The sequence below is a fragment of the Thermostichus sp. OS-CIW-20 genome (genome assembly GCF_054061455.1).
On record NZ_JBSSEF010000047.1, the window covers coordinates 1 to 15,542 of the forward strand.

Annotated in this window: 10 protein-coding genes, 2 pseudogenes and 1 riboswitch; of the genes and pseudogenes, 7 read left to right on the forward strand and 5 right to left on the reverse strand. The window is 55.1% G+C overall.

The window, feature by feature from the left end:
• Window positions 1-92: 92 nt before the first annotated feature.
• The 3 genes and pseudogenes from ACVWXC_RS12605 to ACVWXC_RS12615 form a co-directional block, all read left to right on the forward strand.
• A pseudogene (locus ACVWXC_RS12605) lies at window positions 93-402 on the forward strand (IS630 family transposase); the annotation flags it as partial.
• A 250-nt stretch (window positions 403-652) separates the two neighbouring features.
• On the forward strand, window positions 653-1,516 hold the full coding sequence (locus ACVWXC_RS12610) for a hypothetical protein (protein WP_457393091.1): 864 nt from the start codon (window positions 653-655) through the stop codon (window positions 1,514-1,516).
• 187 nt (window positions 1,517-1,703) lie between these two features.
• Window positions 1,704-4,874 (forward strand): plasmid replication protein, CyRepA1 family, encoded by a 3,171-nt coding sequence (locus ACVWXC_RS12615; protein ID WP_457393094.1) that lies wholly within the window; start codon window positions 1,704-1,706, stop codon window positions 4,872-4,874.
• On the opposite strand, the gene atzF is transcribed toward ACVWXC_RS12615, so the two are convergent.
• From atzF to ACVWXC_RS12635, 4 genes are all read right to left on the reverse strand, one after another.
• Window positions 4,759-6,138: an allophanate hydrolase gene (gene atzF, locus ACVWXC_RS12620; RefSeq protein WP_457393097.1), complete on the reverse strand. Its 1,380-nt coding sequence runs from the start codon at window positions 6,136-6,138 to the stop codon at window positions 4,759-4,761. The two genes, ACVWXC_RS12615 and atzF, sit on opposite strands and share 116 nt — an antisense overlap.
• A gap of 114 nt (window positions 6,139-6,252) precedes the next feature.
• Window positions 6,253-7,047, reverse strand: a complete 795-nt coding sequence (locus tag ACVWXC_RS12625) for an ABC transporter ATP-binding protein (protein WP_457393100.1) — start codon at window positions 7,045-7,047, stop codon at window positions 6,253-6,255.
• A gap of 31 nt (window positions 7,048-7,078) precedes the next feature.
• Window positions 7,079-7,927, reverse strand: coding sequence for an ABC transporter permease (locus tag ACVWXC_RS12630; protein WP_457393103.1), 849 nt, complete (start codon window positions 7,925-7,927; stop codon window positions 7,079-7,081).
• Window positions 7,914-8,963 (reverse strand): ABC transporter substrate-binding protein, encoded by a 1,050-nt coding sequence (locus ACVWXC_RS12635; protein WP_457393106.1) that lies wholly within the window; start codon window positions 8,961-8,963, stop codon window positions 7,914-7,916. Before ACVWXC_RS12635 ends, ACVWXC_RS12630 begins: the two co-directional genes overlap by 14 nt.
• 282 nt (window positions 8,964-9,245) lie before the next feature.
• Window positions 9,246-9,358: riboswitch (guanidine-I (ykkC/yxkD leader) on the forward strand.
• Window positions 9,359-9,440: 82 nt separating this feature from the next.
• On the opposite strand from ACVWXC_RS12635, the gene ACVWXC_RS12640 reads away from it, so the two are divergent.
• The 3 genes from ACVWXC_RS12640 to uca all read left to right on the forward strand — a co-directional run bounded on the left by ACVWXC_RS12640 (window position 9,441) and on the right by uca (window position 14,521).
• Window positions 9,441-10,220 (forward strand): urea amidolyase associated protein UAAP1, encoded by a 780-nt coding sequence (locus ACVWXC_RS12640; protein ID WP_457393109.1) that lies wholly within the window; start codon window positions 9,441-9,443, stop codon window positions 10,218-10,220.
• 69 nt (window positions 10,221-10,289) lie between these two features.
• The gene (locus tag ACVWXC_RS12645; RefSeq protein WP_457393118.1) at window positions 10,290-10,931 is read left to right on the forward strand and encodes an urea amidolyase associated protein UAAP2; all 642 of its coding nucleotides are present in this window, start codon (window positions 10,290-10,292) and stop codon (window positions 10,929-10,931) included.
• Window positions 10,931-14,521 (forward strand): urea carboxylase, encoded by a 3,591-nt coding sequence (uca, locus tag ACVWXC_RS12650; RefSeq protein WP_457393112.1) that lies wholly within the window; start codon window positions 10,931-10,933, stop codon window positions 14,519-14,521. Before ACVWXC_RS12645 ends, uca begins: the two co-directional genes overlap by 1 nt.
• On the opposite strand, the gene ACVWXC_RS12655 is transcribed toward uca, so the two are convergent.
• The gene (locus tag ACVWXC_RS12655; RefSeq protein ID WP_457393115.1) at window positions 14,501-15,268 is read right to left on the reverse strand and encodes a biotin--[acetyl-CoA-carboxylase] ligase; all 768 of its coding nucleotides are present in this window, start codon (window positions 15,266-15,268) and stop codon (window positions 14,501-14,503) included. The genes uca and ACVWXC_RS12655 overlap by 21 nt on opposite strands.
• A 92-nt stretch (window positions 15,269-15,360) precedes the next feature.
• Here ACVWXC_RS12655 and ACVWXC_RS12660 point away from each other — a divergent pair.
• Window positions 15,361-15,452, forward strand: a pseudogene (locus ACVWXC_RS12660) (IS630 family transposase); the annotation flags it as partial.
• Between the last annotated feature and the right edge of the window lie 90 nt (window positions 15,453-15,542).

Below are 15,542 nucleotides of genomic sequence, written 5' to 3' on the forward strand. Positions count from 1 at the left end.
GTGAAGACTTCTTTACTACTGATCAATCCATCCTCCTTCCGAAGTTGGTTTGCTAAGTGCTGCTATTGTACCCCTTGAGCCCTTAACAGGCTGTAACTAAAAGGACAGTACATCGCCTCGTACAACAGTATAAACAGACTCAAGACTTAACACCTAAAAAAGTAGGGACAAAGCGAGTTGGAATTTTAGAACAAAATAAAGTTGAGATTTTAGCCATTGTTGAAGAGTATCCAGATAAGTGTTTGTGGCAATATGTTGAGATTATTGGAGAAAGGCTAGGAATCCATGTGAGTATTAGCACCTTGCATTCTTTCTTGAAAAAGCATAAAATCACTCTAAAAAAAGACATTCCGCAGTGAAAAAGCCAAGAGTGAATTTGTGCAGGAACAACGCCTAGGACACTGGCATACAGTCTTTTTGTTGATTACAGGGTACAACTCGAATCCCTTCCATCGGTGTATGGACAACTCTCCCATACCCCAAAATCTCTGAAAAGACTGTAAATTAGTTGAAACAACCTGGATACTTTCTGCGAATATTGTTGCCCATCTCATCCTCTGATGTGGCGTAGCCGTAACCTTGCTATTCAAGTCTATGATAGTTTTTCGATAAAATTGATAGGGAGCATATTACTTTATCTTCACCATTATCCATGGGCGCTTCGCAGGTTGGGAAAACCAAGGCACCAACGGAGTGGCGGGAGTATCCCGAACCGATTGATAACCAGCGGGTCATCCGCACCCTCGAGCAAGCGTTGCAGGATTTGGAGCAGATAGGGGACGTTACCATTCCCAAGGAAACGCATCTTGCCATCCGTGAGATTGAAGATGCCAAACTCAGAGAGGAACGCATTTTTGCAGTCCTAGAAGCGGCGGGGGTAGCCTCCCTCCCCTTTAGTACACCTCTATCCCTACTGTTTTTGCTGTTGGGCTGGCGCCAGGGGGTTCGCTATGAGAAGGTGCGGCGGCTCGTAGAGTTGATGAAGGAGTTGGATGAGGCGTTCAAAGGTCAAGGGCTAGAAATGACTGCCCTGGTAGAACATCCCACTAACGAGCCAGTGGATCCTTTGTTGCGGTTTCCCGGCAAGCACTTCTTTTTGCTTGGCATCCGTTCTTATGGGGATGCGGAGGTGGTTTTTAATGAAAAGCGGCAAAGATTCTTCCAAAAAAAGCCCGATGACAAGGGTTTACGCTCAATTCTTTTAGACCCGGTTGACACTTTAATGCAACACGTTGTCTGGTTGCAAAAACACTACCGCCCATTTTTCGGCGGGACTTCCCGCGCTGCCAAACGACCTTTGCCCCGCATCCTGGTGATCTGGAAGCCCAGCCGTTTAGCACAACATCGGGAGGAATTGTATGAAACCTTTGGGTCAGTGAGGGTCTTGTCAGCTCGCTATGAAAAAGGTAGTAGTCTTTTTGCGGTGAACCGGGAGGATGTGATAATGTTTGTCAAAGAATATTTAGCATTTCGTATCAACAAGGAGCGAGGCGATGAAAAGATTTCTTTGAAATAGGGGGAAGAGATTAGGTCTGGTACAGACACTCTCTCCCACTGAAGTCGCGCCCACTACGACAAGGGCTTGCTAACGAAACACCGACCTCTTAGCGGGGGTTTTAGGTGTTAGCCCAAATATAGCATAAGCAAGCATCTTTTCGCAGTGGTGACGTGACGCAGGCAAAAATCCTGACCAGTCACCAGTGATGCTAGCTTCCAGAACTGTTCCCCAAACCATAGAGAGTGTTGTCGCACCTGCCCTACCCGAGCCGGTACTGCGGGAGTTTCGGGCATCCGCCATCCCCGATGACCTGACCCTCGCCAATATCGAGATACTCAGCGGGACAGCTTTATTAGAGGAATTGACGGGGCCTGCCCTCAGCCAGTTGGGCGGTCACAGCCAGCAGTATTGCACCCAGGCAGTCAAGAAAATCCTCGCCAAATATGAAACGGTAGCGGCGGGGGGTGCTTGGGTCTGCTACGGGCAGACGCTCGACGGGGAGAAGGGGAGCATCCCGGTCATCAAACCCTTTCGCCCCCGCAGGGTCACCCAGGGCACCGGCATTAGCCAAAAACAGAAGGTCATCAAGTATGAAACGCCCGTCGGTGCCAAAGGCACGCCCATCCTACCCGTCGTCCCAGAAAAATACATCCAACTCATTGAACAGCGATTTGGGGTGAGCATTCGCCGGGATATACCCTTCTGGCAGGCAGTTTTAGCCAATCCCGCCATCCCCTTGTCCATTCACGAGGGACCCAAAAAAGCCCTAACCGCCATTGCCCAAAGTCTGCCTGCCATTGCCATCCGGGGGGTGACCATGTGGCGGTTAAAAGGTACAGATGAGCTTTCAGCGGAGTTATTGCCCTTTGCCCAGAAGGGACGCCGGATTTTCCTGTTTTTTGACCAGGACAGCGCCCCCAAGACCCGTAGAAATGTGTTCAAGCAGGCGGTGAAACTGGGGCAAGCCTTCACCCGCCACGGTTGTGATTTCCGTGCCGTCACCTGGGAACCAACCCTCGGCAAAGGCGTTGATGATGTACTGTTCACGATTGCCCCGGAACACCGCTGGGAGTGGTTGGGCACCCTGTTGGACAACACCCGCAACATCCGCCAACTCAACCGGGAACAGGCGGTGGAAACAGCTTTGACCCGCCTGGAATCTTTACAAAAATTAACCTATCCGGTGGAACGGCATACGGAGGGTGCCTATCTGCCGGAATTGCCCGCTTTGTCGAGTCATGCCATTCACGGGCTATGCGCCCCCATGAATAGTGGCAAGACCTATCGCATTGGTCAGGATTGGGTCTCCGCCTGGAAAGCCCAACGGGAGCATTTTGTGATTGTGCTGACTCCTTTGAACAGTTTGGGGGAACAAACGGCAAAGCACTGGGGCTTGCCCCACATCCACAGCTTTCCCAACAGTGAGGCGGGGCAAAAAGGGTTGGAAGCCTGTATGCGTCATGCAGGGGGGTTGGTGTTGTGCCCCGATTCCCTGCACCGGCTCCCGGAGTGGGTCTGGCGACAGCAAATCTTATTGGTGCTGGACGAGGCTAACCAGGTTTTGGAACACCTGGTGCGGGGGCAAACCTTGGGCAAGCGTTGGTCGTGGATTAATTGTCGGTTTGTCGAACTAGCGCAGAGTGCCAAAGCCATCGTCGCTTCCGAAGCCAATTTGCCCGACCGTGCCCTCGACCTGCTCAAAGTGCTGAGCAAAAAAGAGACGGTGCGGCTGTTTACGCATAGGAAACACCAACAACCCTGGCAGGTCACCTTGTACACCGGTTGTAGCCAGCACAAGTCTGGGTTTTTCGCCGAATTGCTTGCCCAGTTGTCAGCAGGTCACAAGCTGATGTTTGTCAGTAGTTCCAAATTTGCGGGGCAGAGGCTTGAGGGGATGGTGCAGGCGATGCTCCCCCACTTAAAGGTGGTGCGGATTGATTCGGATACCAACGAGGGCAGTGCCTTCACCGCCTTTTTTGAGGACCCCGACCAATGGCTACAAGACCAGCAACCGGATATACTCATCTGTTCCCCGTCGGTGAAATCGGGGGTGAGCATCCAGGGGGGTCTGCCGCCAGAACAAGCCTACTTCCATTCCGTGTGGGGTTATTTCCCTTCCGGCACCACGGATATTCATCTGCAATTGTTGGGGCGATTCCGTCCTGCCGTGCCCCGTCATATCTATTGTCCGCCGGTGGTGTTTTCCGACTCGGACGAGAGTAGTTTGTATCCCCAGGCGATTGGGCGGGAATTACGCAAGGAAGCCCAGGCACTCACCCAATGGCTGGGGTTGAGTCATTTACTGGACATCCCGGATGAAGCAACCGAGCGCATCCAAACGGCGATATTCGAGTTTTACGCCCAATCCTATGCGGTTCACAGTGCCATGCGGCGGGCGAGTTTGGACTACCTAGTCCAGCGATTGCAACAGGACGGACATCAAGTCACCTACCAAGCCCTGGTGCCAGATGCCCCAATCAGGGAATTGATGGAAACCGTGCACCGTGCCATCGAGTACCAGGAAGCGGAAAACCTGGCAAACGCCCACCTGGAGCCAGAGCACACGGTGGACTGGGCACAGCAAACCCTGCAATCCCAGTGCAGTTTGGCGAACCGCTACCGTGCCCGAAAGGTGTTGTTGCAACAGGACTTTCCCGGGGTGGATTTCAACGATGTGGGTATCTGCCTGCAAGCGGTGGTGGAGAACTACAGTGCCCTTATCAAGGGGGTGAAGTTGCAGGTGCACGCCGAAAACCCAGAGCTGGTGAAACTCCAGGATGCTTACAAAGTGCGGGAGATTTTGCACAACCAAACCCTCAAGGGCATCCACAAACTGCCCAAGGGCACCATCTGCGCTGTGCTTATCCAGGCACTACGGGTCTTGGAACTGCTGGACAAGACCTACAGCAACCAAACCCCGTTGGTGCAGGAGATAAAGGCACTGGCGTTGCAACACCGGCGTTTAATTGAACGCTACCTGCACCTGCACATCAAGCCAGAGCAGACCGGGGTGCATATCGTCAACAAACTATTGCGGCGGCTGGGGTTAGAGCCAAAAGCGATTGCCCGCCCGGGGACAACCGAGCGAGAGCGGGTGTACCAAGTGGTCTCAAGCGAATTGCGGACTGCCCTGTTGGGGGCATACCGTCGCCGGTTGGACAGCCTACGTCCACCGTTTTCATCCAATAATCTGGAGGTAAACCTAAATCGTGGACGGGGTGTCAGTACAGAACTCCCACTAGTCATGCCAATCGGTGTAGTTAGGAGCACACCTGGTCATAGGCAATCCCTGTGGCTCCCAACGTTCCCCCCAGCGCCGCCTGATACCGTTGTCCCCAGTGGCACAGCCATTGATCTCGCCCCGCTGGTGCAATGAATGTGATGCCGGTCGGTAAACCGTTGGGCTGTCTGCCGTTTGGTACTGCCAAAGCACACAGGTCGAGTAAATTGACAAAGTTGGTGTACCGTCCCAACTTGCGATTCAGGGCGATGGGATCGGCCAGCACTTCCGCCACCCGGTAAATCGTCCCCGTAGTCGGCAAAACCAGCAGGTCCATCTCCGCCCATTGCGCCTCGGTTTCCCGTTTCAGCGCCGCCAGACGGTACATATCCCGGAACACCCGCACCCCAGAAATGGCCTCACCCGCCAAGATAATTTGCCGCACCACCGGGTCAACCCCCACCTGAGACTGGCGGAGAAATTCCCCCACTGCCGCCGTGCGTTCGGCCAACCACGCCCCCTCGTACAACAAATCACCCGCCGCCAAAAACGGCAGGACATCCACCGTGACCAAGGTACAGCCCAACCCTGCCAACCGAGTCAACGCCTGCTGGTAATTGTCTGCCGCCGCCTGATTCCCAAAAAAATCCAGCTGCTCCCTAGGCGGCACTCCCACCCGCACCCCCGGCGGTTGATCCGTCCACTGGGGCGAGCGAGAAAACGGGTCCAGCGGGTCAAACCCAGCAGCCACCTGGAGAATCGCCTCGGCATCCCGGCACGTCAGGGCAAAGATGGACACACAATCCAAACTCCGCACCGCGGGCACCACCCCCTGGGTGCTCAGGTAACCCCGGGTCGGTTTCAAGCCCACAATTTGGTTAAACGCCGCTGGCACCCGCCCCGAACCCGCCGTATCCGTCCCCAAACTAAAACTCACCAACCCCGCCGCCACCGCCACCGCTGACCCGGAACTCGACCCCCCCGGAATGTACTCCGGGTCAAAGGGATTGCGGCAAATACCATAGGGCGAACGAGTACCCACCAACCCCGTCGCAAATTGATCCATATTGGTTTTACCGATGGGTATGGCCCCGGCAGCCAGCAATTTTGCCACCACCGTCGCCGACTCCTTGGGCACATAAGCAAAACTGGGACACCCTGCCGTCGTCGGCACCCCCGCCCAATCTATATTGTCCTTGATGGCAAAGGGAATCCCGTACAGGGGTAACTGGCGCAGTTTGGTTTGGGTCAACGCCTGCGCCCGCCGTAAACTTTCCTCCTTGGGCACCAAATGAATCCACACCGCCGGGTCAGCATAGCGTTCAATCCGTTCGTACACCGTTTCCACAACGTCCACCGGGGTCACCTGTCCCGTGCTGTACGCCTGGCGCAAGGATTGCAAATCAAGGCTCAGGATCATCCATCGTCCCCAAAAGTTACCAAAGCGGCAGGGTAGTCAACGTAGGCCCTAACCCAACCGTCTCAGGACTGGAAGGGCATGAAGAAACCGGAACGCCTAGACAAGCACCGCTGCCTAAGCCACCAACGCCGGAGCAGGGGCATCCGCCCGTCCTTGTTGCCGCAGGATGCGCACCAATTCATCCCGGTAGTCATGAAAAGCTGGATGGCGTTTGATGGCCATCACCCCCAAACTCCGATCCGGCAATTCCACATGTATCTCCCGACAAATGCGCCCTGGACGAGCACTCAACGCCAAAATCCGGTTGGCCAAAAATACCGCCTCTTCCACATCGTGGGTGATCATGAACACCGTGAGACGGGTACGCTGCCACAGTTGCACCATAAATTCATACATGGTTTCCCGGGTGTGCAAATCCAACGCCCCAAACGGCTCATCCAGCAACAGAATTCGTGGTTCGGTTGCCAACGCTCGAGCAATCGCCACCCGCTGTTTCATCCCCCCAGACAACTGCCGGGGCAACGCTTGGGCAAACGCCGTCAACCCCACCACCTCCAGGTAATACTGCGCCTGTTCCCGCCGCACCCGGGGGGAAATCCCGTGCAATTTCAGGCCAAACTCCACATTCTCCTGCACCGTCATCCAGGGGTACAGAGAGTAATGCTGAAAAACGATCCCCCGGTCTGCCCCCGGCCCGGTCACCCGCTGCCCATCAATCCACACCCCACCACGCGTCGGCTGATCCAACCCGGCAATCTGCCGCAACAGAGTGGACTTACCCGAACCCGAAGCCCCCACCGCACAGACAAACTCCCCGGCAGCCACTGAGAAATTAATATCTTCCAGGGCTACCAACGTACCCCGCTTGGTCGGGAAATGCTTGCTCAACTGTCGCACCTGTAAAAACATGAATGAACCTCCAAATTAGCAATAGAAAAACTCATTTGGTATCCGCCCAAGGACAGGTCAAGCGCACCAAATATTGAAACAACAAATCCAACACCAATCCAATCAGGCCAATCACGATAAGGCCCACAAAAATTTCATCCGTCCGTAAAAATCTGCCTGCCAAACTAATCCGTCGCCCCAACCCCTCGGTTGCCGCTACTAATTCCGCCACAATCACCAACTGCCAAGCCGCCGCCAAATTGATCCGACAGGCATCCAAAATCCCCGGCAGCACGTGGGGAAAAATCACTTGCATCACCGTCGCTACTCGATTTCCGCCTAGCATATAAGTGGTTTCAATTAACTCTTTGGGCACAAATTTCACCGTATCCATCACCATCAGCGCATTGAAAAAAAACGTGCCAATAAAAATCAGCGTCACCTTAGGTGCTTCTCCCACCCCCTGATACAAGATCAACAGGGGAATAAATGCCGGAGCAGGCATATAGCGCATCAGCCCAAACAAGGGTTCTAGCAACGCCCGCACACTGGCAAAACTTCCCATCACCAATCCCACCGGAATTGCCACCAACGCCGAGAGGGTAAACCCGGCCCCGATCCGCCCCACACTCGCCCAGGTATCCTGCCACAACTCTCCCGAACGCCCCAGACGAATCGCCGCCTGTACCACCTGTCCCGGCGAGGGCAAAAACTTTGGGTCCACGGCCCCCACCCAGGTCACCAACCCCCACACCAGCAGAGGGAACAGGATAGAGAGCGCCGCCAACCGCCAGTACAACCGGGGGGGAATGTCCTCAGCCAGCCGCCAAAACACGGACGGGCGCAACCGCCGGGGCTGCAACTGGTCACGAATGCGCTGGGAACGGTCAGGGTCGATCATGGGCGTTCCTTGTACTGGGGGACGTTTGGGTTTGGACACGGGCGGCATAAGCTCTCACAAACCGGTCGTCGAACAATTTGCTCAAATCCGGCTGCGTTTTCGCTAAACCAACTTGCGTCAAAAAGGCACTGATTTTTTTAGCGGCAAAGGGCAACGAGGACATATCATTGCCAGGTTGAAAAGCAGTGATATTTTCCTGTACTGTAAAAATGCGAGTGCCGCCTGCATATTGCTTGTATTCTTCCACGGAAACATTAGCTTTTTTGGCCATAATGGCAATGGCTTCATCGGGATTGGTTTCCAGAAATTTCGTCGTTGCAAACCAGGCATCTACTACTGCCTGTACCTGTTCGGGATGCTCATTTACAAAGCTACGGGTAAACACCAAATGATCCGAAATTGCTCCCGGAAAATCCTTGGAACTAAATAATTCCTTACTGCCCGGACGTTTGAGGGCTTGGGTAGTAAAAGGTGCAAACACTCCCACCGCATCTACTTGTCCGGCAACAAATGCTGCTGCTGCTTTCCCTGTTTCCATAGGCACAAACGTAATATCTGAAGGTTTCAATCCCGCTTTTTCCATCCCCAAAAGCAGGAGAAAATGATCCACTGTGCCCTCTTCGGCAGCTACTTTTTTCCCCCGCAAATCCGCAATGGTATTAATCCCTTCCCGGACAATAATCTTGTCATTGCCCGTCGAATTATCATTCACCAAAACAATCACCTGATCCGCACCACCAGCTACGGCACTAATGGTGTCATTAAGGGTCTGAGAATTGGCATCTAACTGTTGGGCCGTCAGGGCATTAATGGAGTCCAAATAGCTGTCAAACCACTTCAAATCCACCTGCACATTTTTGGCGGCAAAAATCCCTTTCTCCTGAGCGACCTGCCAGGGAAACCAACCCGGCCACGCACTAAAACCCAGGCGTACCGTGGGAGTTTGATCCTCTGCCCCAGGACGGACACAACTGACGGTAAATACTATTGCCAACACAAACAACAGCCCTTTCCAGGCGTGGGATTGCCATCTCATGCCACCCGTAAACTCCAAAAAATGAACCGGAACCGAACTGTTCCTCACCAGGGAAAGGAGTGAGAAATCGTGAGGACTTCACCCCCCAAGACCAATGCTCCCTGTACGGCTTAAGCATCCCCAAACCAAATTGGGAAAAACAGTATCTTGGGATACACTTTTTAAAATTTGCTGGGCATATATTAGGAAAAAAACTAAACGAACAGGTTGTAAATTTTTGTAAAAAGTAACAAAAGTAACTGTTTTTTGTAGGGGGTGGGTTAGGATGGGTTTAGCAGCCATCAGGAGAGCTTCTAGGGTTCCGGCAGCGGTGGTGACTGCTGCGGCTGGTCCAAGAGAAGCAGGCCGTTGCCCTAGCGGGTGCGGTTACACGGCGGGATAAAAGCCCGGGAGGTCGTACGGTTAGTCTGAAAGGCAGGCTAGGTCGCATCATCTCCTGGGCTGTGTCGTTTGGTAACCCACGCAGGAGGTACAGGTATGGTGGCAACGGTGTGCGAGACAGATATTCCCGCAGAATTGGTGGTTTGGTCGGAGAAGGTGCCGGGGGGAGGCTATTGGCACGGGGTGATTCCCCGCTGGCAGACCCTACGGATTACGGATTTGGGGGGGTCCCAGGGGGTAGCGATGATTTGCTACAACGCGGACCGTCCAATGGAGCGGCTGAATGTGGCGGATACGGCCAAAATCCAGTTCAGTGCCTTTTTGCGCCAGGGGATGGTGCTGTACTCGGATATGGGACGGATTTTGTTTTCCATCACGGCGGATACGTCCAACGGCCATGACCTAATCTGCGGGTGCAGTACGGCAGCGAGCAATCGGGCCAAGTACGGGCATGGGGGCATCGGCACGGACATTCACGGTCGCCAGGATTTTCACAATGCCCAGGATCAGTTTCTGCGGGCGTTGGGCAAGTGGGGGATGTCCCGCCGGGATTTGATGCCGAATGTGAATTTCTTTAGCCGGGTAACGGTGACACCAACAGGGGATTTACAGTACGATGCCGGAGCGGCTAAACCCGGTGCTTACGTGGATTTGCGGGCGGAAATGAATGTGCTGGTGGTGATTGCCAACTGTCCCCATGTCCTGCACCCGGATACGGTGTACCGACCGCAGCCTATCCAACTGACGGTGTGGCGTTCCCCGGAGCCTGGCCCCGATGACCCTTGCCGCACAGCCAACGAAGAAGTAGTGCGGGGATTCATCAACACGGACACCTGGTGGCGGCAACGACCGCTAGCTCCCCATTACGCTCTCTAGGGAATGTAATTGTTTTGTACTAATTTCTGCATTAACTTCTTTTCAGGAGGTACAAACGGTATGGCGACGATGGCAATGGCGACCCCGACGCTGGACCCGGCCAAGGCGATTTATGACTACGAATTGCCTGCCCGCCAGCCCTGGTCGAAGGTGGTGTACAAGGGGCAGATTTTACGGATTGTGGATTTAGAGGGGAATCAGGCGGTGGACACCCTGATTTACAATGCCGCCGATACTTCAGAGCGCTACAGTGCGCCGGATACGGTGGTGCGTCAGAGGAATATCTTTATCACGGCGGGGACGCAGTTGATGTCCAATGCGGGCAATGTGCTAATGACGGTGCTCAATGATACCTGTGGCCGTCACGATACTTTGGGGGGTGCGTGCAGTATGGAGAGCAATTCGGTGCGCTACGGGTTGCATAAGAAGCATCTGCACGCCTGTGTGGAAAATTACCTGCTGGAGTTGAGCCAGTACGGGATGAACAAGCGGGATTTGGTGAGCAATATCAATTTCTTTATGAATGTGCCAGTGGGCCCAGATGGCCGCTTGGAAATCGTAGATGGAATTTCTGAGCCAGGGAAGTACGTGGATTTGCGGGCGGAAATGGATGTGCTGGTGTTGATTTCTAATTGCCCCCAGATCAACAACCCCTGTAATGCCTACCACCCCACGCCGGTGCGGTTGCTAATTTGGGATGCGGAGGGCTGATGTTTGCCAAAGTATTGGTCGCCAATCGGGGGGAAATTGCCCTACGGATCATCCGCACGTTAAACCGGTTGGGGATTGCCAGTGTTGCCATCTACTCGGAACCGGATCGCCATAGTCCCCACGTGGACGCGGCGACGGAGGCTCTGGCGTTGGGAGGGACACTGGCCAGCGAAAGTTATCTGCAAGGGGACCGGGTGTTGGATTTGGCGGTGCAGGCGGGGGCGGAGGCGATTCATCCGGGGTACGGGTTTCTTAGCGAAAATGCGGATTTTGCCACTGCCTGTCTGCAACGGGGGCTGGTGTTTATTGGACCTAAGCCAGAGCACATTCGCCAGTTTGGTCGCAAGCACCTTGCCCGTGATCTGGCTGCCCGTCAAGGCATTCCCCTGGTTCCCGGCACGCCTTTATTAAATAGTCTGGAAGAGGCGCAGGCGGCGGCAGAGCAGATCGGTTACCCGGTGATGCTCAAAAGTACGGCAGGGGGTGGGGGGATTGGGATGCGTCGGTGCGAGAATGCGGCGGAATTGGCAACGGCCTACGACCAGGTGCAACGGCTGAGCCAGGCCAATTTCCGGGACGGGGGGGTGTTTCTGGAGAAATATATTTCTGTGGCCCGCCATGTGGAGGTGCAAATTTTTGGGGATGGTCAGGGACGGGTGTTGACCCTGGGGGAACGGGATTGTTCGAGCCAACGACGTAACCAAAAGGTGATCGAGGAAACGCCAGCGCCGGGGTTAGCGGAATCGGTGCGGCAAGGACTATACCAGGCGGCGCAACGGTTGGGGGAAGCGGTGCAGTACCAGTCGGCGGGCACGGTGGAATTTATTGTGGATGGGACAACGGGGGAGTTTTATTTCCTGGAGGTCAATACCCGGTTGCAGGTAGAGCATGGGGTTACCGAATTGGTCTGCGGCATTGACTTGGTGGAATGGATGGTACGTTTGGCTGCTGGGGAACGGGATTTTTTCGACCGCTATTGCCACCGGCCTCAGGGTCATGCCATCCAGGTCCGGATTTACGCCGAAGACCCCCACAAAAATTACCAACCCAGTAGTGGGGTGCTGACCCACGTGCATTTGGCTGAGGGTGCCCGGTGGGATGCCTGGATTCGCAGTGGGAGTGAGGTGACCCCGTTCTACGACCCCCTGTTGGCGAAAGCGATGGTGCATGGGGAGAACCGGACAGCGGCGATCCAAAAGTTGCAAACGGTGTTGGCGCAGACGACTCTGGCAGGGATTGCAACCAATCTGGAGTACCTGCAACAGGTGGTGGCGACCCCGGAGTTTCAGCGGGGCGAAGTGAGTACCCAGTTTCTTGCCCAATTCACCTATCAGCCTCAGACAATCGACGTGTTGGCACCCGGTACCTTTACCACCGTGCAGGACTATCCGGGGCGGTTGGGATATTGGAATGTGGGGGTGCCGCCTTCCGGGCCGATGGATCACCTGGCCTTTCGCTGGGGCAATCGGTTGCTGGGTAATCCCCTGGGGGCGGCTGGGCTGGAATGTACGATGACAGGGCCGACGTTGCGGTTTAATGCGCCTACCCGGATTTGTTTGACCGGGGCCATGATGCCAGCAACTTTAGATGACCAACCGGTTCCCTACTGGCAGACGGTGACGGTACGGGCAGGGAGCGTGTTGACGCTGAAGGCCGTGCAGGGGCCTGGGTGTCGCACCTATATCACGGTGCAGGGGGGGCTACCGGTGCCGGAGTACTTGGGCAGTCGGGCAACCTTTCCCCTGGGGCAGTTTGGCGGGCATGGCGGTAGAGCGTTGCGGGCGGGGGATGTGTTGCCGCTGGCGCCCTGGGATGGACAAGATCAACCCGCAGCTTTGCCCCCCGAACTCATTCCTCAATACACTGATACCTGGGATATCGGGGTCATGGTGGGTCCGCACGGGGCACCGGATTTTTTTACCCCGCAGGATATGGAGATGCTGTTGAGCCACGCCTGGGTGGTGCATCACAATTCGGCCCGCACGGGGATTCGGCTGATAGGGCCAGCGCCAACTTGGGCCAGACCCGATGGGGGAGAAGGAGGATTACATCCTTCCAACATCCACGACAACGCCTATGCCATTGGCACGATTAACTTTACCGGCGATATGCCGATCCTCTTGGGGTGTGATGGGCCGAGCTTGGGGGGGTTTGTCTGTCCGGCGACGATTGTGCAGGCGGAATTGTGGAAAGTAGGGCAGTTGAAACCGGGAGACCGGGTGCGGTTTTTTCCCATTGATGAACCGACGGCCCGTGCCTGGGAACAGCGACAGGAACAGGAATTAGCTCGCCTGGAACCCCTACCCCCGATCCCAGCCGTACCGGTGGCCACAGAACCCATCTTGCAGCAGATGACGGATGCCCATCCGGTGGGGGTTACCTACCGGCAAGCGGGGGACAAATATGTATTGGTTGAATACGGGCCATTAACTCTGGATTTGACCTTACGGTTCCGGGTGCATGGGTTGATGACCTGGCTACAAGCGCAAAACATCCCCGGCATTATTGACTTGACCCCCGGCATTCGTTCGCTACAAGTGCATTACGACAACCAACAGTTACCCCGTTCTGAACTTTTACATATCCTAGCAGCGGCAGAGGCGGAACTACCGGCTGTGGATCAGATGGTCGTACCCACCCGCATCGTGCATTTGCCCCTGTCTTGGAATGATGAATCCATCCAGCTTGCTATTGCTAAATACATGCAGTCGGTGCGACCGGATGCCCCCTGGTGTCCGAGCAATTTGGAATTTATCCGGCGGGTGAACGGGTTGGCGGACGTACAGCAGGTGTATGACATTGTGTTCGGGGCGAGTTATTTGGTGCTGGGGCTGGGGGATGTGTATCTGGGGTCACCGGTGGCTACACCCCTTGATCCCCGGCATCGGCTGGTCACAACCAAATACAATCCGGCTCGCACCTGGACACCGGAGAATGCGGTGGGGATTGGCGGGGCGTACCTGTGCATTTACGGTATGGAAGGGCCGGGGGGGTATCAGTTGGTGGGGCGTACCGTGCCTGTGTGGAATCGCTATTACCGGACTGCCGATTTTACCCAGCCCTGGTTGCTGCGGTTTTTTGACCAAATTCGTTTTTTCCCGGTCACTGGGGCGGAACTCCAGCGCTACCGAGAGGATGTGATCTATGGACGGGTGAAACTGGACATCCACGAGGAAACGTTTCATGTGGGGGAATATCAACGATTTCTCCAAGAAAATGCGGATGCCATTCGTGCCTTCAAAACCCAACAGCAAAACGCCTTTCAAGCAGAGCGAGAGCGGTGGGTAGCGGCTGGCGAATTTGACCGCCCCGCTGCGGAAGCAGTGACGGCCCCACTAGAGCCGACGGAAATTCCCATCCCTCCAGGGCAGGTGGCAGTGCGGGCGGAAGTCAGCGGTACGGTTTGGCAAGTGGTGGTACACCCGCAAGCCGTGGTTCATGCCGGGGAAAAGTTGGTCATTCTTGAAGCGATGAAAACCGAAATTGAGGTACTTAGCCCCACAGATGGCACTGTCGCCCAGATTCTCTGTCAGCCGGGGCAAGCGGTTACGGCAGGGCAAATAATTCTTTTACTCATCCCGGCGACGTGAGGGTTCCCAGCGCACCACCCGCCCGGCGGCCAAGGCTTGCATCGTTCCATCTGCTCGTTGCACCTGCAAGCGTCCCCAGGCGTCAATCCCCATTCCCATCCCGCTGATCATCCCATCGGGCGTATGGACAACCAAAGGACAACTGTACAGCACATCCCGCTGGCGCAGTTGGGGCAAAAGCCCGGTCAAACCCTTCTGCCGGATCACCCCATGCGCTTGCAAAAGGTAATCCCGCAATTTGGTCAACAAGGGCATCACTTCCGGCGGCGCATCGTTCACTTCCGACAGACTCGCCACCTGTGCCGGGGATAAATGGATGGATTCCGTTGCCAACACCTGTGGCCAATCTACCTGCCGATTCAGCCCCACCCCAACCACCGCCTGAGGAAACCGGGCTTCACACAGCACCCCTGCCACCTTTCGCCCCCAAAGCAGCACATCATTTGGCCATTTGATGCCCAGAGCCAGGGCAGGCAAAGTCATCAAATCTTCCACCGCATAGATCACCGCCAAGCCTGCTGCCAAACTCAACCAGGGCAATTCCGGGGGGGCAAGCGGTTGCAGTACAAACGAAGCGGTTAAAACGCCTGCTGGCGCATACCAAGAACGCCCTTGCTGTCCTCGCCCTGCCGTCTGTCGGGGGGTAAAAACCACATCCCCTTGAGTTAATCTGTCCAGCGATTGTAATGCCCAAGTGTTGGTACTCGGACACTCATCCAGCCAATGCAACCAAGGGGGCAAAGACATGACCCAATTGTAGTTTGATTGATGTACAATACCAAATTACAGTCTTTTGTGCTATTATGGGATACAAGCCATAAAAATGAGAGGACAAAGAGATGCCTACACATTCCTTAGATTTACGGCAAAGAATTGTAGCTGCATACCAAGCGGGAGAACAATCCGGGAGGTAGCTAAGCGGTTTATGGTACAGCCTGTTAAGGGCTCAAGGGGTACAATAGCAGCACTTAGCAAACCAACTTCGGAAGGAGGATGGATTGATCAGTAGTAAAGAAGTCTT